The sequence below is a fragment of the Acinetobacter sp. FDAARGOS_724 genome, assembly GCF_013364475.1.
GTDB classification, from domain to species: Bacteria; Pseudomonadota; Gammaproteobacteria; order Pseudomonadales; family Moraxellaceae; genus Acinetobacter; species Acinetobacter variabilis.
In genome coordinates this window covers 2,707,102-2,727,317 of the sequence record NZ_CP054908.1, presented here as the reverse complement: position 1 = coordinate 2,727,317, position 20,216 = coordinate 2,707,102, and the positions used below count along the sequence as shown (strand labels likewise).

General features: G+C 41.8%; 19 protein-coding genes. 10 read left to right on the top strand and 9 right to left on the bottom strand.

The annotated features are described in order from the left end of the window. Position 1: 1 nt before the first annotated feature. Positions 2-1,411, bottom strand: coding sequence for a tRNA 5-hydroxyuridine modification protein YegQ (gene yegQ, locus FOC32_RS14240; protein WP_175967792.1), 1,410 nt, complete (start codon positions 1,409-1,411; stop codon positions 2-4). 133 nt (positions 1,412-1,544) lie between these two features. Continuing rightward, positions 1,545-1,955, bottom strand: coding sequence for a Cd(II)/Pb(II)-responsive transcriptional regulator (locus FOC32_RS14235; protein ID WP_005236508.1), 411 nt, complete (start codon positions 1,953-1,955; stop codon positions 1,545-1,547). A gap of 85 nt (positions 1,956-2,040) precedes the next feature. Here FOC32_RS14235 and FOC32_RS14230 point away from each other — a divergent pair, with 85 nt between their 5' ends. The 3 genes from FOC32_RS14230 to FOC32_RS14220 all read left to right on the top strand — a co-directional run bounded on the left by FOC32_RS14230 (position 2,041) and on the right by FOC32_RS14220 (position 3,306). After that, entirely contained in the window at positions 2,041-2,664 is a 624-nt protein-coding gene (locus FOC32_RS14230; protein WP_175967790.1) for a cation transporter, read from the top strand. A 189-nt stretch (positions 2,665-2,853) separates the two neighbouring features. Continuing rightward, on the top strand, positions 2,854-3,105 hold the full coding sequence (locus tag FOC32_RS14225) for a hypothetical protein (RefSeq protein ID WP_175967789.1): 252 nt from the start codon (positions 2,854-2,856) through the stop codon (positions 3,103-3,105). An 18-nt stretch (positions 3,106-3,123) separates the two neighbouring features. Further along, positions 3,124-3,306 carry a hypothetical protein gene (locus tag FOC32_RS14220; protein WP_004784275.1) on the top strand — a complete coding sequence of 61 codons (183 nt, stop codon included), beginning with the start codon at positions 3,124-3,126 and terminating at the stop codon, positions 3,304-3,306. 68 nt (positions 3,307-3,374) lie between these two features. Here the strand turns inward: FOC32_RS14220 and FOC32_RS14215 are convergent, their stop codons facing one another. Both FOC32_RS14215 and FOC32_RS14210 read right to left on the bottom strand, forming a co-directional pair. Continuing rightward, positions 3,375-5,789: a membrane-bound PQQ-dependent dehydrogenase, glucose/quinate/shikimate family gene (locus FOC32_RS14215; protein ID WP_034170738.1), complete on the bottom strand. Its 2,415-nt coding sequence runs from the start codon at positions 5,787-5,789 to the stop codon at positions 3,375-3,377. Positions 5,790-6,160: 371 nt separating this feature from the next. Further along, positions 6,161-6,940, bottom strand: a complete 780-nt coding sequence (locus FOC32_RS14210; RefSeq protein ID WP_005236496.1) for a ferredoxin--NADP reductase — start codon at positions 6,938-6,940, stop codon at positions 6,161-6,163. A 105-nt stretch (positions 6,941-7,045) separates the two neighbouring features. Between FOC32_RS14210 and tsaA the strand changes: the two genes are divergently transcribed. Next, the gene (tsaA, locus tag FOC32_RS14205) at positions 7,046-7,756 is read left to right on the top strand and encodes a tRNA (N6-threonylcarbamoyladenosine(37)-N6)-methyltransferase TrmO (RefSeq protein WP_005236494.1); all 711 of its coding nucleotides are present in this window, start codon (positions 7,046-7,048) and stop codon (positions 7,754-7,756) included. 102 nt (positions 7,757-7,858) lie between these two features. Here the strand turns inward: tsaA and FOC32_RS14200 are convergent, their stop codons facing one another. Continuing rightward, complete coding sequence (locus FOC32_RS14200; RefSeq protein WP_175967788.1) at positions 7,859-8,851, bottom strand: hypothetical protein; 993 nt, start codon at positions 8,849-8,851, stop codon at positions 7,859-7,861. Positions 8,852-8,972: 121 nt separating this feature from the next. Continuing rightward, a complete protein-coding gene (locus FOC32_RS14195; RefSeq protein ID WP_175967787.1) occupies positions 8,973-10,235 on the bottom strand; it encodes an MgtC/SapB family protein in 1,263 nt (420 codons plus the stop codon). A 212-nt stretch (positions 10,236-10,447) separates the two neighbouring features. Between FOC32_RS14195 and FOC32_RS14190 the strand changes: the two genes are divergently transcribed. From FOC32_RS14190 to FOC32_RS14175, 4 genes are all read left to right on the top strand, one after another. After that, positions 10,448-12,205 carry a GspE/PulE family protein gene (locus FOC32_RS14190; RefSeq protein ID WP_004784255.1) on the top strand — a complete coding sequence of 586 codons (1,758 nt, stop codon included), beginning with the start codon at positions 10,448-10,450 and terminating at the stop codon, positions 12,203-12,205. Between the two features lie 95 nt (positions 12,206-12,300). Continuing rightward, on the top strand, positions 12,301-12,666 hold the full coding sequence (locus FOC32_RS14185) for a NirD/YgiW/YdeI family stress tolerance protein (RefSeq protein WP_004784252.1): 366 nt from the start codon (positions 12,301-12,303) through the stop codon (positions 12,664-12,666). A 136-nt stretch (positions 12,667-12,802) separates the two neighbouring features. After that, a complete protein-coding gene (locus FOC32_RS14180; protein ID WP_104425906.1) occupies positions 12,803-13,474 on the top strand; it encodes a response regulator transcription factor in 672 nt (223 codons plus the stop codon). Continuing rightward, positions 13,471-14,793, top strand: coding sequence for a sensor histidine kinase (locus FOC32_RS14175; RefSeq protein WP_004784249.1), 1,323 nt, complete (start codon positions 13,471-13,473; stop codon positions 14,791-14,793). Before FOC32_RS14180 ends, FOC32_RS14175 begins: the two co-directional genes overlap by 4 nt. A gap of 88 nt (positions 14,794-14,881) precedes the next feature. Here FOC32_RS14175 and hemP read toward each other — a convergent pair whose 3' ends face one another. Next, a complete protein-coding gene (gene hemP, locus FOC32_RS14170; RefSeq protein ID WP_004784247.1) occupies positions 14,882-15,052 on the bottom strand; it encodes a hemin uptake protein HemP in 171 nt (56 codons plus the stop codon). Positions 15,053-15,190: 138 nt separating this feature from the next. Here hemP and FOC32_RS14165 point away from each other — a divergent pair, with 138 nt between their 5' ends. After that, positions 15,191-16,090, top strand: coding sequence for an NUDIX domain-containing protein (locus FOC32_RS14165; RefSeq protein ID WP_034590100.1), 900 nt, complete (start codon positions 15,191-15,193; stop codon positions 16,088-16,090). A gap of 41 nt (positions 16,091-16,131) precedes the next feature. Here FOC32_RS14165 and FOC32_RS14160 read toward each other — a convergent pair whose 3' ends face one another. Both FOC32_RS14160 and mrcB read right to left on the bottom strand, forming a co-directional pair. After that, positions 16,132-16,680 carry a hypothetical protein gene (locus FOC32_RS14160; RefSeq protein WP_004784244.1) on the bottom strand — a complete coding sequence of 183 codons (549 nt, stop codon included), beginning with the start codon at positions 16,678-16,680 and terminating at the stop codon, positions 16,132-16,134. A gap of 14 nt (positions 16,681-16,694) precedes the next feature. After that, entirely contained in the window at positions 16,695-19,085 is a 2,391-nt protein-coding gene (mrcB, locus tag FOC32_RS14155) for a penicillin-binding protein 1B (protein ID WP_004784242.1), read from the bottom strand. Between the two features lie 191 nt (positions 19,086-19,276). Here mrcB and FOC32_RS14150 point away from each other — a divergent pair, with 191 nt between their 5' ends. Continuing rightward, positions 19,277-20,215 carry an NAD(+) kinase gene (locus FOC32_RS14150; RefSeq protein ID WP_004784240.1) on the top strand — a complete coding sequence of 313 codons (939 nt, stop codon included), beginning with the start codon at positions 19,277-19,279 and terminating at the stop codon, positions 20,213-20,215. Position 20,216: the final 1 nt, after the last annotated feature.

The following is a 20,216-nucleotide window of genomic DNA, read 5'->3' as shown; positions in this document are numbered from 1 at the left end:
TTTAACTCGCCTGATAAGCCAATGAAGAGGCTGAAATGTCTACAGATGATGATGGCAGATTACGGATCAGCAGGGCATACTGCATATCGACATCTGCTGGTATTGGAATTTCAACGATATGCCCTGAACCTTTAGCATCTTCAATCAGATTGCCTTTACGGTCTTTAATCTCTGTCAAGGTAAAGGTGATGTTGCCTTTAGTGGTCATCAACTCTAGTGAGTCACCAACGACAAAACGGTTTTTTACATAAATCTTGATATAGTCACTATTACGCTCTAACACTTCCCCACAGAACTGCTGATGATCAAAACTCGATGAACCATTTTCATAGTTTTGATATTCACTATGTACATGACGGCGTAGAAAACCTTCGGTATAACCACGGTTGGCCAAACCTTCGAGTTGAGTCATTAGTGAAGAATCGAATGGCTTACCAGCAAGTGCATCATCAATGGCTTTACGGTAAATCTGCGCAGTACGCGCACAGTAGAAATAAGATTTGGTCCGACCTTCAATTTTCAGGGAGTGCACGCCAATCTTGGTCAATCGTTCCACATGCTGCACTGCACGCAGGTCTTTGGAATTCATAAAATAAGTGCCGTGCTCATCTTCTTCGGCAGCAAACATATCCTCGTCATTACGTTGCAATAACACAGGTTCATCAAACTGATGTTGTACTTGCATATGTGACTCATCAGTATCTTTTGAACAACAGCCAGAATCAATATTTTTCACCGGGATCACATCGCCCGTTTCATCTTCTTTAGCGTCCAATACTTTGTATTCCCAGCGACAGGCATTGGTACAGGCACCCTGATTGGCATCGCGCTTATTCATATAACCAGACAGCATGCAACGGCCAGAATAGGCCATGCACAGTGCGCCATGAACAAAGACTTCAATTTCCATATCTGGAACTTGCTGTTTGATTTCTTCAATTTCTTCAATGGACAGTTCACGTGACAAAATCACGCGAGTAAGTCCCATATTCTTCCAGAATTTTACTGTTGCCCAGTTCACTGCATTGGCTTGAACTGAAAGATGAATATCCATATCTGGAAAGTGCTCACGCACCATCATGATCAGACCAGGATCAGACATGATTAGCGCATCTGGTTGCATGGCAACCACAGGTTCAAGGTCACGGATAAAATTTTTCAGCTTGGAGTTATGCGGCTGAATATTCACAACCACATAGAATTTTTTTCCAAGCGCGTGAGCTTCTTTGATGCCAATAGCCAGATTGTCATGGTCAAATTCATTATTACGAACACGTAAGCTATAACGCGGCTGGCCGGCATAGACTGCATCTGCACCATAAGCAAAGGCATAGCGCATATTTTTCAGTGAGCCAGCAGGTGAAAGAAGTTCCGTAACGTGAGAAATGCTCATGATGAAATAGAAAGACATATAAAAAGTACGTCTTTATTCTAGTCATCTAAAATCAGGATTCAACCTAGTAAATAACTCGGAATTGGTAGAATTTAACTCAATTTTAAGTTAAAAAATAAACAGTGAACGATTTAAAATATCTATAAATATTTCAGCTATTTTCAATAGATTCCAGTGCTTTCAAAATCTGGCAATGATCAATCGTAGTTGGGGTATTACAGCTTTCGCGAAGCGCCATTAACTGCTTTTTAAATAACTGTAATTCTTTAATTTTATTTGAAATGTCTATAAGGTGCTGATCAATCATCTGGTTAACTTCACAGCAATCCTGTTCCGGATTCTGTTCCAGCTGAATCAGGTATTCAATTTCTTTTATAGACATGCCTAAAGCACGACAGCGTTTGATAAAAATTAAGCGTTTTAAGGCTTCTTCGCCATAATAACGATACTGGTTACTTGCTCGAAAATTCGGCTGAATCAAACCTCTTTTCTCATAAAATCGAATGGTATCAGTGCTTAAATCAGTTTTCTTGGCTATATCAGAAATCAAATAATGTGACATAAATACCTCAAGCTTGACCTTGGAGTGACTCCATAGTTTCTAATGACTTTATCGCATTCAGGATAAGAAGTCATCGGAGAATAATATGGCCTGTAGTTGTAGTCATGAACCCGCGCCGCTCAAACCTAATAACAAATTTAGAACAGCTTTATGGATTGCATTATTGATTAACCTGGCCTTATTTGGTGTAGAGCTGATCGGCGGTGCTTATGCACATTCATCGGCCTTATGGGCAGATGCGCTAGATTTTTTTGGTGATGCTGTGAACTATGGTGTTTCTCTGGCGGTGATTGGTGCAAGTCTGTATTGGCGTGCAACAGTTGCTCTGATTAAAGGATTGACCATGGCAGTATTTGGTCTGGTCGTCATTGGTAAAGTGATTTATGCCTTTATGCAAGGTATTCCACCTGAAGCCATTACGATGGGGATCATCGGAGTATTGGCCTTAATCGCAAACGTTGTCACAGCCATAATTTTATATGCTTTCCGGGATGGCGATGCCAATATGAAATCAGTCTGGTTGTGCAGCCGTAATGATGCAATCGGCAATGTGGCCGTCATTTTTGCAGCAGTGGGAGTCTTTGGCACTGGCAGTCTATGGCCAGATATTATTGTTGCAATCATTATGGCGAGTCTAGGCTTAAGTGCTGGATATCATGTAGTGAAACAGGCTCTAGCTGAACGAGTATTGAAGCATGAGTCAGCCTGATCCTTAATATTAAATTTAATTATGAAAAGCTGCTGATCAGGCAGCTTTTTTGTTAGCCATAAGTCTAAAAAATAGATGAAAAATAAAGCTTTACAAATGCGATAAATTTAGGAAGAATCATGCGCGAAATTTAGAAAAGATTCATATAACTAAATAATTTAAATTTTTTAGTGTTTTTGAGGGGGAGTAATGAGCTTCATAAAACTATTTTCACTTTCAACTTTTGTACTGATGACTGGCTGTAGTTCTATGGTCGTCACTTATGACGCATCGGGTCAGGTGATTGGATCATGTAAAGCTACACGTGGTCTACTTTCAATGGCTAGTGCTCATTGTAATGGATCAGGCAATGCAATTGGCGTGAACTACAATACGGTGGATGCTAAAACAGGTTTATTGCCAGTACCACCAAGTCAAAATCAGATTCATTTAGCACCATAAATCATAGAGGGGAATATCATGAAATTATCAGCACTTATTGCATTTGCAACGACTATCGTACTAACTGGTTGTGCATCAACAGTGACTACATTTGACTCACATGGCCGTATGATTGGTTCATGTAAAGCAGAAAGCGGTTTTATTATCGGTGGTGGTGCAGGCTGTTCAGGTTCTGCAAACCAGGAAGGTCGCGATCGTTAATTTTTAATAATGATTGCAATAAAAAACCGAAGCTTAAGCTTCGGTTTTTTCTTTTTTACCATCAAAAATTATTTTTGATCAGGTAAAGCAAAGGCAATGATATAGTCGCCGACATCTTTAGAGTGGCTTGCACCACCTGCAGAAATCACAACATATTGTTTGCCAGTTTTTGGAGATTTATAAATTAGCGGTGCAGCAACAGCAGCAACAGGAAGCTCTGCTTTCCACACTTCTTTACCAGTTTTTGAATCAAGCGCACGTAGGTAATAATCCTGAGTACCTGCGAAGAACACCAGACCAGACGCTGTTGAAGTAGGACCACCGAGTGTTGGCATACCTAAAGGAATTGGCATATGGGTTTTAACACCTAACGGCCCCAATTCTTTTGCTGTCCCCATTGGCACTTCCCAAACAACTTTTTTAGATTTCAAGTCGATGGCAGTCATGGTACCAAATGGAGGTTTGTTACAAGGAACACCCAGTTTAGATTGCATGATGTCAATTTTCACACCCGCATAAGGACCAGCCAATTGCGGACGTACGGTACCCATGAATTCTGGTACTTCGTCAGTTGAGATATGATATTTACCCATATCTTCTTTACGAACCAATGACATACGAAGTGGCATACGCATATCGTTAACGTACATCATGCCAGTAGATTCATCAATGGAAATACCGCCCCAGTTGAAGCCACCAAGCAAGCTAGGCCATTCGATATATGGTTTTTCACCAGGTGCAGTGTATAGACCGTTATAGACAGAGTCTTTAAAGTCGATACGACAAGCCAATTGGTCAAAGGTTGAGATACCCCACATATCCTGTTCAGTCAATGTCGCATTACCAATTTGTGGCATGCCAACAGAGAATGGTTGGGTAGGAGAAAGTTTTTCACCTTCAGCACCATTGGTGTCGACTGGACGTTCTTCAACTTTAGTGACTGGTTTACCAGTACGGCGGTCAAGAACGAAGATTTGACCCATTTTGGTAGTTTGAATCAACGCTGGAACTTTTTTGCCATGATCATCAGTCATGTCATAAAGTACAGGTTGTGACGGCAAGTCATAATCCCAGACATCATGGTGAACAGTTTGATAAGACCAAACAGTTTTACCAGTCAAAGCATTTACGGCAACAATGGCAGAACCAAATTTTTCTTTGGCTCCGTTACGGTCACCACCCCAGTAGTCAGGAGGACCATTACCTGTAGGTAAGTAAACCAGATTCAGGTCTTTGTCATAAGTCGGGATGGTCCACATGTTTGGTGTTTCTAAAGTAAAGCCTTTGCCATCTTTAGGTTCACCAACCAGTTCAGGATTACCGACATCCCAAGCCCAGGCCAATTTACCAGTACGAACGTCATAGGCACGTACGACACCAGACGGTTCGCCATGCACAATATCACGTACCCAGCCACCTAATACGGCAACATGACCCGCAATGAGTGGAGTAGACGTTGGATGGTAACGTTTACTTTGTTCGGTAGGACCCATGTCATGCAGAACATCGACCTGACCGTTAGTACCAAATTCTGGACATAAAGCACCAGTTTTAGCATTTAAGGCAATTAAACGGCCATCAACAGTAGAAGTTAGAATACGTTGTGGACAAGCTTTAATACCAGGTGCTTGTAGGTCTGCCACAGTTAAAGATTTGTCTTTAGTTGCATCATAGTAACCGACACCACGGCAGGTAATATGCTCTGCAGTTTTTGCATGTGGATCATATTTCCAAAGTGCTTTACCACTGTCACCATCAATCGCTGAAATGATATTAGTTGGTGTACATGAGTACAATGTGCTGCCAATTTGGATCGGTGTATTTTCATCGACACCGGCAGAGGTATCACGACCAGTGTGATAAGTCCAAGCGACTTTCAGATCTTTGACATTTTCAGGGGTAATGTCAGTGTACGGTGCAAAACGGGTACCATTACCATTACGACCGAAATATTCCCAGTTGTCCGGGTTTTCTGCATTTGGTTTAGCCAGCGCAGGTTCTTGTACGATGTCCACTGGATTGAGGATTTTGCCGTGTGGGAAGAATGCAGCAATCATGGCTGCTACACAGGCAAAGAAACCGACAAAGCCAACAAGATTGGCAGCTTTGATTTTTGCAGCATCGAGTGCTGGCAGGTTTTTGCTTGCCCACATGCTGAGGACAAACAGAATAGTTGGAACCACCAAACGTGGAATATATTGCCAGAAGCTCAAACCTTGAACTTCAGCAATCGCCCAGATGATGGTTGCAATAAAAGTAACAATAGAAAGCCAGAAACCAAGGGCTTTTTTCATCGCATAGAAAATGGCGATTGCAACATAGGCAATCCCTGCGATGAGATAATAACTTGTACCACCGAGGCTAAGTAATTTAGCGCCTTGAATGATCAAGTACAGCGCAACGAGTAAAGTTAATACCACTACAAAATAGCGATAGACTTTAGACCCTGTACGCTCGATAGAGGAGGGTTGTTCAGTGCTCATACCTTGCCTATAGAAAACGGCTTGGTTGCATAAACGGTGAAACAGGAGAATGGGATCTAAATAGATCGAATTAAAAGTTTACAGAGTTTATGTAACTAAGTCTTTAGCGAGGATAAATCCTCATGAGAAATCAATTACAGTTACATATTCTAACATTTAAGAATGAATTTTTGACTAAAAAATATAATGTAAGTATTGATATTTATCATTTATTCTACTTTTTAAGTAATTACATTTTTATAAATACGCTAATTATAAGAAATTTTAAGTAGAGAGTAGGTTGAGTTAATTCTTTCAGATTAAGACTTACTGGATATAAAAAACGCATGCTTAAAGCATGCGTTTTAGGTTGCAAAAGGTTTTTTTGCAGATTATTTTTCTACGAATGCACGTTCAATTACGTAGTCACCCAAAACACCCATACGTGGAGATTCTTTCAGACCGTGTTGATCTAGCAGTGCAGCAACATCGTCCAGGAATGCAGGAGAACCACAGAGCATTGCACGGTCAGTTTCAGGGTTGAAACGTGGTAGTCCGATTTTCTCGAATAATTGACCAGATTCAATCGCAGTGGTTACACGACCTTGGGTATGGAACTCTTCACGAGTAACAGTTGGGTAATACACTAATTTTTCTTTAGCACCCAATTCACCGAAGAATTCATGGTTTGGAATTTCATTCAAAATCAAATCTTGATAAGCCAGTTCTGAGATGAAACGTGTACCGTGAACGACGATGATTTTTTCAAAACGTTCATAAGTTTCTGGATCACGGATTACAGAAAGGAAAGGTGCAAGACCAGTACCTGAAGAAAGAAGATATAAGTTCTTACCTGGATTCAGGTCATCAAGAACCAGCGTACCTGTAGGTTTTTTAGAAACCAGGATTTCGTCGCCAACTTTAACTTTTTGTAGAATAGAGGTAAGAGGACCATCTGGAACTTTGATTGAGAAGAATTCCAGCTCTTCTTCATAGTTTGCACTTGCAATTGAATATGCACGCATTAAAGGCTTGCCATTGACTTCAAGACCGATCATCACAAACTGACCGTTTTTAAAACGTAATGCAGTGTCACGAGTCGTTTTAAAAGAGAATAAAGTGTCATTCCAATGGTGGACGTGAGTAATCTTTTCGACGTTAAAAGCAGCCATTAAAGGTCTCAATAAGTTATCAAATTAGAACAGGTTGCTATTCTAATCTAAATTCATTCTCTATAAACTGAATATATTTAATTGAGCTTATCAAAAAAAGTGATTATGACCGAACTCACTCTGCCGATTATTGGCTATATGCATTCTCCCTATAAAGAAAAGTTTGGCATCCCGCGTCAGCCTAATTTGGTACAGGTTGAAAGCTATATTGAAATGACCGGTCCATATAATGATTTACTCGCATTTGAAGGCATCGAAGAATTTAGTCATCTCTGGTTAGTCTGGCAGTTTCATGACAATAAAAATCAGCAGAGCCAGCAGTTTCGTCCGCAGGTTCGACCACCACGTTTAGGCGGTAACAAGAAAATAGGTGTATTTGCTACGCGTAGTATGTACCGTCCTGCACCCATTGGTTTATCAGTCGTGAAATTAAATCGTGTCGAAAAAGTCGGTAAAAATGTCCGGGTTTATGTCGCAGGAAGCGACCTGCTAGATGGAACGCCGATTATAGACATTAAACCTTATATTCAATATTCGGATTCAGTGATTGATGCGCAAAGCGGTTATGCTCAGGACGAACCATCACGTAAGCCCGTGATTTGGAGTGAGGACGCTGAACAGCAAAAAAAATTATTATTAGAAAAAGGAAAAATATCTGCTCAATTGCTAGAAGAACTTGAAGCCGTTTTATCTCTCGATCCTAGGCCGGCATATCAGGATGATGAGAACCGGGTTTATGGAATGAAGTTTGCGGACTTGGATGTGAAATTTAAAGTTACTTTAGCTGATATTGTAGTCGATCAGTTAATTTTTTGAATTTTTAAAATGAAATACTGATTTAAAAATAGGAACCTCAACTAAATTGGAGTTCCTATTTAATATTAATCTACAGCACTCGAAGTACTTTATATCAAGTTGTTACGAGTATTTTTTAATTTGCTTTCTTAATTCTTCAGATGCAGTATTATTAAATAAAGTGCATGCATTTTCTTGTAAAGTTGCATATTCCTGTAGAGCTGGTTTGTCCTGAGCAGATGCTGAATTAACCAGTGCTTTAGATGCGGTTAAAATATTTTTGATATTGTATTCCTCTCCAGCTGGATGATAATCAACTTCATAATATTTGTTCTTATATTCAGCTAGTCCCCATTGCTGATCTTCTCTAAGATCTAGATATGCTATAGCATCCTTAAAAGTATGTTTGGCATATTTACTATCTTTTGAAATATCAGCCCATTCAAGTTTTAAATAATCTTGTACATAATCTTCAAGTGAATATTTATATAACTCAATATATTTTTGTGAGTTATTAATAGTTTGGAGTTGAATACAAGTAGATCCGGTAGGGAAGGTTGAATTAGAAAGTACTCGATAAAAATCTTCCCCTTTTTCTCCCATAGGGTAGGTATCGAGTAAATTATATTTTAAATTGACATAATGGTCTGGACTGAGGACTTGAGCAATATTTTTACCACTAATATCAAAGACCTTGAATGTAAGTGTACTGCTTAATCCTGTGGAATTAATTGGAGAATATGGAACTTGCTTCCAAGTGGTTGCATTAGCCGTAATAGTCCCTTGCAATTTGCCATAGGTCGCATGTGTAGAACCGTGATCATATAATCCATTTTCAGTTAGATAGAAAGTTTCACTTTCATCCCAGTCTGTTGTCTCATCAACTTTAATATAGACATTTCCTTGATCAAAGGTTAGCTGTTCAATTTCATAATTTAGGTCTGAATCGGAATATTCATCAATATAGAATGATGACCATTGTTGGAAGGCAGGTTTTGTAAGGGTAGTATTTCCAGTTCCAGTATTACCGCCATTTGAATCAGAAGATGAACCCCCACCACATGCAGTTAACATGAAGGCACTAAAAATTGCGAATGATAAAGCCTTAAATTTCATAAATACCCTATAAAAATTATATTAATTCAATTGTTGTGTAAACGTAAAGCAAATCAATTATAGCGAGAAAATATTAAAATCAAAATTGAAAAATAAATAAAAATTAAATATTTATATATACTTAATAATCAAAAACTATCCACCACAACAAGCCAATCAAAACTACCATATGCAAAATCTGCACAGGCGCAAAATAAAGGACAAACTTCAAGCCTCCGGTCAAAGCGGCATTGGCTGACTTGGCCAAGGCATGAGCACCCAGACCTAAAAGCAGGGCATAAATCAAACGCATATTGGAGGGAGCGCCTTGAACGACAACACTGGCCATCGCGGCATGAATCTCGAACAAAGAGGCAAGTAGGGTCCCGGCCAGTAAGCCGGCATCCCCGAGCCAGACCTCCAGTCCGTAAACTCCAGCCTGAATCAATGTTAATGTCACTGCAATAATCACCGCTTCTTTTAAGCTAAACATCTGGCTGTCTGATGATTCCATGCTCGGCGCAGGTTTTGCCTTGCGCAATAATAAAAATGCACAAGCTGCCAGAAGGATTACGGCAACTAAAGAGGGCAAGAGCAGGATTTTAAGCCAGCTCCAGGATACGCCCCCGACCACAATCAATAGCAACACAATAGTCGAGATACATGACATCAGCGCGGCACCGGCATTGGATTTTGCATCCATTTCACCTTTACGGACCTGTATACCTAATTGAGCAATAGTGGCGGTACTGGAAACAAAACCGGAAGCAATGGAGGACAGCATCAGGGCATTTTTAGTCGAGAAGAAACGTTTAGCGATATGTGCCAAAGCTTGAACTACCAGTATGAGAATTACTAATTTTAAAATCAGATAAGGGTTCAGCACTTCACCCCATAAAGGTCGGTCAGGGGTTAGTGGTAAACCAATCAGAATTAAGGCTAATAATAGTAATCCATCCCTAAATTCAGCCTCAGTAATCCACTGTCCGGCAATATTATGCATAGAGTGTTTGGCCATTAAAATTATCGTGATCAGAACTGCTAGTCCTGCAGCCAGAGGAATATTCCACAGACAAATCGCCCCAATAAAATAGGTCATGATAAAGGCCAATTCAGTTGTAATTCCCGGATCTTCTATCTGGTTTCTAATAGAAAAAATGACAATGCCGCCAATAATGAGTGCACCGGCCAGACCCATTGCCATTCCAAATAGAAAGCACAATGCGCCTAATAAAGCACAGATGGCAAAAGAGCGTAGCCCGGCAAAACTGGCCTGTTCCTCACGCTGTTTGTGCCGTTCACGTTCCAGCCCGATTAGTAAACCACATCCTAAGGCAGCAGTCAGGATGGTAAGCAACTCATGAAAGGAGCTACTTTCACTTAAGGGAACCACGCTTAAATCCATACCTGGCCTCAGCGATTAAATAAGATATCCTGATTGAAATATAGGCGAAAAATTGACACATCGACAAGCAGAAAAAGGTTATGAACTAAAACCCATATGATGTGCTTAATATTCATGAAAGATAAATCCGCTTTCTAGTTTTGAAGTCGCAATGGAATGCGAAAAACAGGAAAAACTTGTTATAGTGGAGACAGTTTTGGGGACCATCAATCATGAAATTTGATTTTGAAATTGATACAGGCTGGTGTTTGGATCAGCTTTTAAAAGACGGAAAAATAACTGAACGTGACCGGATGCGAGTTCAGACCACACATCGTCAACGTGAACAAATAAAATGGCATCCTTTACAATGGATCGCGAACTTTAGTCTGGTTGATCAGTCCCATCCTCAAAGTACTTTGACACTCAACCGCTTATGCCAGTGGCTGGCAGAAAAAACCGGTTTAATGTTCTATATCATCGATCCGCTCAAAGCTGATGTGCAGGCCTTGACCAATGTCATGTCACAGGAATATGCATTGCGTAACCGTATTCTGGCAGTAGAAATTCAACCAGATAAAGTGCTGATTGCCACAGATCAGCCTTATAAAACTGAATGGGTATCTAATCTCGAACAGAATATTGCACCGAAAAAAATTGAACGGGTATTGCTCAATCCGGAACAGCTCCAGCGTTATATTGTTGAGTATTATCAGGTCAGTCGTGCAGTCAGTGGCTCGCAAAAATCATCTGCTTATGAGCGGGAAAATAAAGGTGTAGAAGCCTTGCTGCAACTGGGTGATTCCCAGAATCCGGATGCCAATGACCAGCATATCGTGAAACTGGTAGACTGGGTGCTGCAGTTTGCCTTTGAGCAGGGTGCCAGTGATATCCATATGGAACCGCGCAAAGACACCGGCAAAATCCGTTTCCGGATTGATGGGGTATTGCATACCATCTATAACATGCCAGCCAATACCTTGACTGCGGTCATTTCCCGAATCAAAATCTTGGGCCGGATGAATGTGGCAGAAAAACGTAAACCACAGGATGGTCGTCTAAAAACCCGGACTCCGAAAGGGCAGGAAACTGAACTGCGTTTATCGACCTTACCTACCGCATTGGGTGAAAAGCTAGTAATGCGTATTTTTGACCCAGAAGTTCTAGTCAGAAGTTTTCAGCAGCTCGGTTTCGAAGGACATTTACTCAATGACTGGAATAATCTGACCAGTCACAGTCACGGTATTATTCTGGTCACAGGCCCGACCGGTTCAGGTAAAACTACGACCTTGTATTCGACACTGAAACAGCTGGCGACCGAAGAAGTCAATGTCTGTACCATTGAAGACCCGATTGAAATGCTCGAGCCGAGCTTTAACCAGATGCAGGTCAATAACGGAATTGAACTAGGATTTGCCGATGGTGTGCGTGCGCTGATGCGTCAGGACCCAGACATAATCATGGTCGGTGAGATTCGTGACCAAGATACGGCCAATATGGCGATTCAGGCAGCATTAACCGGTCACCTAGTACTTTCTACCTTACATACCAATGATGCGCCGTCGAGTCTGACCCGTTTGCATGATCTGGGCGTACAACCATTTTTAACAGCAGCCACCATCTTGGGCGTTTTGGCTCAACGTCTGGTACGTAAGCTATGTCCGCACTGCAAGCAGGAGAGTTTCCTGGATGAGCAGGAATGGCAACATCTGGCAGTGGACTATCCTTTACCACGTCCGGAATTTGTTTTTAAAGCAGTCGGTTGTGAAGAGTGTCGCCATACCGGTTATAAAGGCCGAATCGGAATTTATGAGTTTATGCCGCTTAGCCTGACTACCAAGCAGTTGATCGGAGTGGATGCTAACCTGAATCAATTACGTCAGCAGGCAAAAAAAGAAGGGGTAGAACCTTTACGGATTGCCGGTGCTCGCAAGATTCTGGAAGGGGTCACCACGCTTGAAGAAGTTTTGAGAGTTGTGCCATTAAATTAATTCTGAAGATGAAGCGATCTTAAGATTCAATTCATCTTCGGCTGTTTTAATAGCATTATCGAAACAGGGCAAGACTTTAAAAAGAGGTAACTGCAATGAAAATGATGATGAATACTGTTTTAGCAGCTACATTAATGGGTTCAATTGGGACTGCCGCAGTTGCGAGTAGTGAAACTGCGGTGAATCAGGCTGCATTTGCTAAAACGACTACAGTTAAGCAAGCGTTGACCATGAAAGATGACAGCAAGGTTCAGCTGAAAGGTTATGTGGTGAAAGCTGTCGGTGATGAAAAATACCAGTTCCGTGACAATACCGGCACCATTACTGTCGAAATTGATGATGAACTTTGGCAGGGTAAACCAGTATCAGCTAAAACACCTATGGTAATCATTGGTGAAGTGGACATTGACTATAAACCTGCGAAACGTGTTGAAATTGATGTCGACCAAGTTCAGTTTTAATTTCAGCATGATTTCCTGAACTGAATCTGAAGACAGCAACAAAAAACCACATGCAAGTTACCAAAAAGCATGTGGTTTTTTTGAGTCTGGAACTTTTTCAAGGCAAGATAGAAAGATAAAACAAGCGGAGCATAACATGCGTATTCTTTTGGCAGAGGATGATGAATCTCAGGCGGAAAGTATTCAAACCTGGCTGGAAATGGACGGTTATGTGATTGATCGGGTTGATCGTGGGGATCATGCGATTCTGGCGATTGAACAGCATCAGTATGACTGTATTTTGCTGGACCGTGGCCTGCCGAATGCAACCGGAGACGACATTCTTAAAAGCTTGCGTAATAAACAGAAAGATACGCCCGTTATATTTATTACCGCCAAGGACAGTATTCATGACCGGGTTGCAGGACTCGATCTAGGGGCCAATGATTATCTGGTAAAACCCTTTAGTCTGGAAGAACTTTCCGCTCGCGTGCGTGCCCAGCTCAGACAAAAACAGCAAATGCCACATCATATCCTGCAATGGCAGGATCTTAGTCTGGACACTCAAGCCAAGACTGTAATGAAGGCGGGGCAGAGCATTAATCTGACTGCAAAAGAATTCCAGATTTTATATAAGCTGATGCAAAAACCAGAACATATCATTACCCGAGAACAGTTGGAAGAATCACTCTATGCCTGGGGAGATGAAATCGAAAGCAATGCGATTGAAGTCTTTATTTATCAGCTACGTAAAAAAATCGGCAGTCAGATGATTAAAACCATTCGTGGCTTGGGCTACCGGATGCATAAACCCGAGGCCTCCATATGAAGGCACCTATTTCCCTGCAAAGTCGGCTGATTCAACATGCCATGTTCAGTTCCATACTGGCAGGATTTCTGGCGTGGCTGCTGTTGTTGGGAATTTCCAGTTATCAGGCGATTGATCTGCATGATGACCTAATGGAAGAAATTTCAGAGTTACTTCTGGGAGATGTGAACCAGGCCAAAAATACGCAGGTCGATGAAATCAGTGAGCAGTTTGATATTCAATATGCCTTACTACTGAATCAGCAGGTACTGACCACTTCAATTGATGATGAACTGATTAATGAGATACCAGTTGCACAGAAAAACGGGTTTCACTTTGATTATGAAAATGGCCATTTTATTCGCATCCTGATTGCTGAAGATCAAGACTTGAAAGTGAAAGTGGTACAACCGCTTTCAGTACGCTTTGATGAGCTTTGGCAAACGACTTTAGGTTTCGCCGGGATTTTATTTATCCTATGGATATTACAGTGGCTGATTTTACGTTTTGCCATTAAGCGGCAATTAAGACCTTTAAATAAAATTTCCCGAGAAATCGGTTCTAAATCTGCACAGGATCTCACTCCGGTTCAAAGTCCTGATCCTGAGATTAATGAATTGCAACCGATTGTCCGTCAGCTGAATGCCATGTTGAGCCGTTTAGAAAAATCATTGGCTGCCGAGCAACGTTTTACTGCCGACGCTTCACATGAGTTGCGTTCCCCATTGTCTGCCATTCAGATGCGTTTACAGGTGCTGAAACGTAAATATCAGGAAGATGCCCAACTTGGGCAAGCGTTACAGATGATTCAGAATGACGTCAACCGCGGAACGCAGATTCTGGAAAACTTATTGCTATTGGCTCGGCTTGATCCAGAACATGCAGAGCAGCTGCCCAAACAACAGGTTAATCTTAAAGTATTGGTTCATGAGGTCTTACAAGCTTTACAACCTTTTGCTCAGGAAAAAGAGATTCACTGGAACTTAAAACTTGAAGATGCAGTGATTGAAGCAAATGCAGAGCTGATTTTTAGCTGTATCCGCAATCTGGTTGATAATGCCATTCGTTATACGCCTGTGCAGGGACAGGTCGAAATCAGGACGATAGTTGAAAGTCAGAATCCACAACTCATGATTGAAAACTCTGGAGAGGGGATTCAGGCCGACGTATTGCAACGTTTAGGTGAGCGTTTTTACCGAGCCTTGGGTACGCGAACACAAGGTTCAGGTTTGGGACTGTCCATTTGTCAAAAGATTATGCAGTTACATACGGCCAAGATTGATTATGCGCCGTCAGTTTTGGGTGGACTTAAAGTTTCATTAATTTTTCAATCTAAATAATATAGTTATTGGATCTAGCAATTAAAAAAGCAGTATGCGCTGATTCATACTGCCTGTTCCCACGTTTATTATTTTTGGAGTATTTAAATTACTTAGTCAGGATGAGACGATTGTTACGAGTCAAACGTAGACGGTATTCTTCACCCGCATGCATGATCCGGATTTCTCGTCCTAGCGCAAATAAATTGTTCGAATGCAACATCGGTAGCGCATGCTGAGTATCATTATTACGGGTAAATAGGCTAAATGGTGCGTTCATTCCGTCGACTCCGTGGTGTGTTTTGGATTGATTTAAATGATAATCATTATCGAATAGATCTGTCAACGAATAATTGCTTCATTTATAAAAAACTCTAATTTGCTTACAATCTGTAAAACTTCAATGGTTCAGAACATTATGTCCAAAGCCACAATTCATGTCGCAATTGCTATTTTATTTCATCAAAATCAGGTTCTGGTCGGTTGGCGTGAAGCCAAACAGCATCAGGGCAATAAATATGAGTTTCCAGGCGGAAAAGTAGAACAGGGCGAATTGCCTGTAGAGGCAAGTCGACGTGAAGTGATTGAAGAAGTCGGAATTGATATTGAGCAATGGCATACCTTTGATTTTATTTCGCATGAATATGAAGATGTCATCGTCAATCTGCATATTTTCCATGCTTCGGTTCAGCCAGAACAATTAGCTGAGATCAAGCAGCCTTGGCGCTGCTATAGCCGGGATGAACTCAGTGAGCTGAACTTTCCTAAAGCCAATCAGGCCATGATTCAAAAGCTACAATGGCCGCGGAAGATCAAAATTTCTGACGACTTAAGTCACCTGAATAATCTGGAAAAAGACCAGATGCTATATTGGCGAGTAATGGCCAGCCCTGAATACATCAGCCAGTTACAGCAGATTCCAGTCGATCAGTTATCCAGATTGATCATCAATCAGAGACTTTGGTCACAACTGAATGAATTGCAGCAGCAAACCATTCGTACCATTCACCTGAAACAGTCTCAATTGATGCAACTACAAAAAGGGGAGTTAGCTGGTGGCTATCGTTATCTTGCAGCCTGTCATGATCTGAAAGCATTAAAACATGCAGAAAATATAGGCTGTGAAGCAGCTTTACTCAGCCCGGTACTGGCAACAGAAACACATCCTGATACCGCAGCTTTAGGTTGGGAAAAATTTAAACAGATGGCTAAACAGGTACAGATTCCTGTATTTGCCTTAGGTGGTATGAAGGCTGAAGATCTAGACTATGCTCAAAACCAGCATGCTTATGGGATTGCAGGGATCCGTTATGTTTAAGTCAAAAACTTATTATAAATAACTGGGCTCACGCCAGGGCCTTAAAATTTCTTTAAGGCCTGCTGAGCTTGCTGAATGGCTTTGGTGTTTTTTTGCAGTTGAGCTGCTTTCAGGCGTACCTGCCAGAGCTGCTTTTTCATTGCATTAGTCTGCGCATAGCTCAAACCACGTAGGGCAAAAGCATCTGCACGGGCCGGCTGGTTTTTACGGTTTGCGATCAAGCCAAGATACAGATAAGTTTCTGAAGCTTGAGGCGCCAAACGCTGAGCCTGTACGGCAGAAGTTTCAGCTTGATTATATTGCTGCTTGCTATAAGCCTGCTGAGTTTGCTGCATCAATTTTTTAAATGCAGGTAAGTTACGTCCGTCATCAAATTTTTGTGACTGGGGCTTTTGCTCAGGGATCACAATTTTTTGACGTTTAATCTCTGGTCGATCATAGGGTGTAATCACTACACCATCAGGTGTAGAGGACTTCGGTTTTTGCTGAACCGGAGGTTTGGACGGAGCCGCAGGCTGTTCTGGTTCCGACATGCTTTGGCAGCCCACCAGACCGAGGATGAGCAGACCAGGAATCAATTTTCTTAACATAAACATAGGCTCAATTATTGGCTATAACTTCCACTCGCGATAATACGGGTTTGTTTAGCAACTTCGCGTTCTATTTCTGTTTCACTTTCTTGTATATAACGACTGAGATCATCTTCTTCCTCATCTTCTGGTGAAGGTTCTGAATCAATCGTATAAGGCTCGGTGGCGTAATGTGAGATGCCACAAGCAGTCGCCTGATTTGGTAGAGCATGGCGTGAAATCGGAATATACATGGCACCATCACAGCCTTGGGCAGTCAGTTTACCTGTATAACGGTCCAGCCAGTGCCATTCAATTTCATTAGGCTGAGCCAGATTCACCGGCTTCTGACGTAGCTGTTTCATGACATTGGTCCAGACCGGAAGGGCACCTGAAGAACCGGTTAATCCAGTGACTTTGTTGTCATCCAGACCTAACCAGACCACTGTCATATAGTTGCCAGAATAACCTGCAAACCATGAATCACGGGTATCGTTTGTCGTACCCGATTTACCCGCCAGATTCAGGTTACGTGGCAAACTGTTATAAGCAGAACGACCAGTACCACTCGACATGACCTGTTGTAAACCATAATTCAGAGCATAGGCTGATGCTGGATCAATCGTCGGCTGAACACTTAAGCTGTAACGTTCAAGCGAGTGGCCATTCGCATCGACTACAGAACGAATCGATTTCACCGGATATTTAAAGCCACCTGTTGCGAAGTTGCCGTAAATATTCATCACTTCCATCGGTGACATATCTACCGCACCTAAATAAATAGATGGATAATTTGGTATGTCAGAAGTCACACCAAATTTTTTCAAATGGTTAATAAAGGTCGACAGGCCAAATTCCTGTGCCAAACGCACCGCAGACAGGTTATAGGATTGTGATAGGGCAAGAGACATCGGTACTACACCATGTACACTACCGCTATAGTTTTTCGGAGTCCATGGTTTGCCATCACTTTGAATGGTGATCTGACTGTCTTCAATTGGACTGGCCCAGTGGTAACGATTTGATTCTAGCGCTGTCAGATAAATCACCGGTTTGAGTAAAGATCCAACCTGACGTTTGGCATCTAAAGCACGGTTAAAACCGGTAAAGTCCTGAGTAGAGCCTACTGCTGCAACCAGTTCGCCATTCTCAGGGTGTGCGACCAGAACAGCGCCTTGCAAATCTTTTAGACGGCCTGGATTGGCTTTGCTTAAACGGGCTACACTTTTCTTAAAGCTGTCTTGAATTCGGGTTTGTGCCAATGGATCTAAGGTGGTGAAAATACGCAGACCCTGGTTGGTTAAATCAGTTTCCTGATATTCGGTACGCAATTGACGGCGAACAATGTCCAGAAAATCCGGGAAGCGGGCAGGGCCCAAAGTTGGCTTGGAAATGACGTTCAGCGGACGGGCAGTTTCTGTTTCATACTGATCTTGGGTCAGATTACCCATTACCAGCATATTATTCAGAACCACATCACGACGTTTTTTCGCAAGTTCGGGATTACGCCATGGGTTATACAGGCTTGGACCTTGAACCAGACCGACTAAAAAGGCCTGTTGAGAAATATTCAGTTCACGTAACGGGAGGCCAAAATAAAATTGTGAAGCCAGACCATAACCATTTACAGAATAGTTGCCGTTCTGGCCCAGATTCACTTCATTTAAATAGGCTTCCAGAATCTCATCTTTGCCATAATGCAATTCAATCAGCATCGCCATAAAGGCTTCATTTACCTTACGCTTTAAGGTACGTTCTGGTGTTAAGTAGAAATTCTTGACCAGCTGCTGGGTGAGGGTTGAACCACCTTGACGCTTACCACCAGTAATATTGCTCACCACTGCACGTGCAATCCCGCGTGGAGATACGCCATGGTGATTGTAGAAATTGCGGTCTTCAGTAGCAATTAAAGCATCAATTAACGGTTTAGGCACTTTATTGAGCTTAATTAGCACACGGTCTTCATTATGCTGTGGATAAATACCGCCAATCAATAAAGGTTCCAGACGGGCAATCCCGCTAGAAGAGGGCTTGGTCGCACTTACTTCAGCAATCTGATCGCCATTAAAGCTGACTTTCAATACCTGTTCAGGTTCAACGCGATCGCCAAAATCAAAGCCACGGGTATGCACATACATGGTATTGCCAGTGCTGACAAAGCTGCCCGATTTGGTATAGCTGTCTGAACCTTTATAACCCAGTAATTTTAATTCTTGTTGGAAATCCTGCTGGCTGACAGGGGCATTTACATACACTTCCATCGGGCGTGCGAAAACCTTGGCCGGAATATCCCAGCGTTGGCCTTCAAATTTTTCACGTACAATATTATCTAATTTAATCAAATAGATACTAAATGCTACAAATGCAGAAATGACTAGAATGGAGAAGATTAAGGCAATGAACCCCATACCTCGTTCAGATTTCATAAATGACGATAAGACCCTGTGAAATTGTGCTAATCATGCGAAGCTTTTCATTATTTTGCAATATTTAATCAATTATTGAGATTAAAATTAAAATTAAACTTCACATTTTCTCCTTAATTTCAATCTATTTCAATTCAATCCTGCACAGCTTTGTCATGTTATAAATTGTCATCCTATTTAAGCTTAATGTTATGATAAGCAAGATTCGAAGCGGAGCGACGACACTGGTGCAAATTTCCCACAAGACATTTCGAAATATCGGGTTGATTGGACGCCCGGATAAATCTTCAGTGGTTGAAACCTTATGCCTGATCCACGATCATCTGCTCAATTTAGGTCTACATCCTGTTTTTGATGCAGATACAGCTGAACTGGTTCCTTATCAGAATACCCAAACAGTTAGCCGCGCCTTGTTGGGCGAAGTGGTTGATCTGGTGATTGTGGTAGGTGGGGATGGTTCACTGTTACATGCAGCGCGGGCATTGGTAAAATACAATACGCCAGTGATCGGGGTGAACCGTGGTCGTTTGGGCTTCCTGACCGATATCAAGCCAACCGAAGTCATCTTCAAACTGGATCAGGTATTAAAAGGTGATTTTCAGGCAGAACGCCGTTTCTTATTGGAAATGGAAGTTCGCTCTAAAGGTGAAATCATCTATGACGCGATTGCTTTGAATGATGTGGTCTTGCACTCAGGTAAATCGGTACACATGATTGATTTCGAGCTGAATATTGATGGACAATATGTCTATCGCCAGCATAGTGATGGCCTGATTGTATCTACACCGACCGGTTCAACAGCCTATGCACTGTCCGGTGGTGGACCGATTGTGCATCCAAGTATGGATGCAATTGTGCTGGTGCCGATGCATCCGCATACCTTGTCTTCACGTCCGATTGTGGTCGGAGGGCATAGTGAAATTAAACTAATGATTCGTGAAAATCGCGTACTGCCGATGGTGAGTGCGGATGGACAACACAGTGTGTCTTTGAATGTTGGCGATAGCGTCCATATTCGTAAGCATCCCTTTAAACTGAATCTTCTGCATCCGCCAGGTTATGACTTCTATAATGCATGTCGAACCAAACTGGGCTGGAATCAGGACTTCGACTATCTTAAGCAGGATTAAA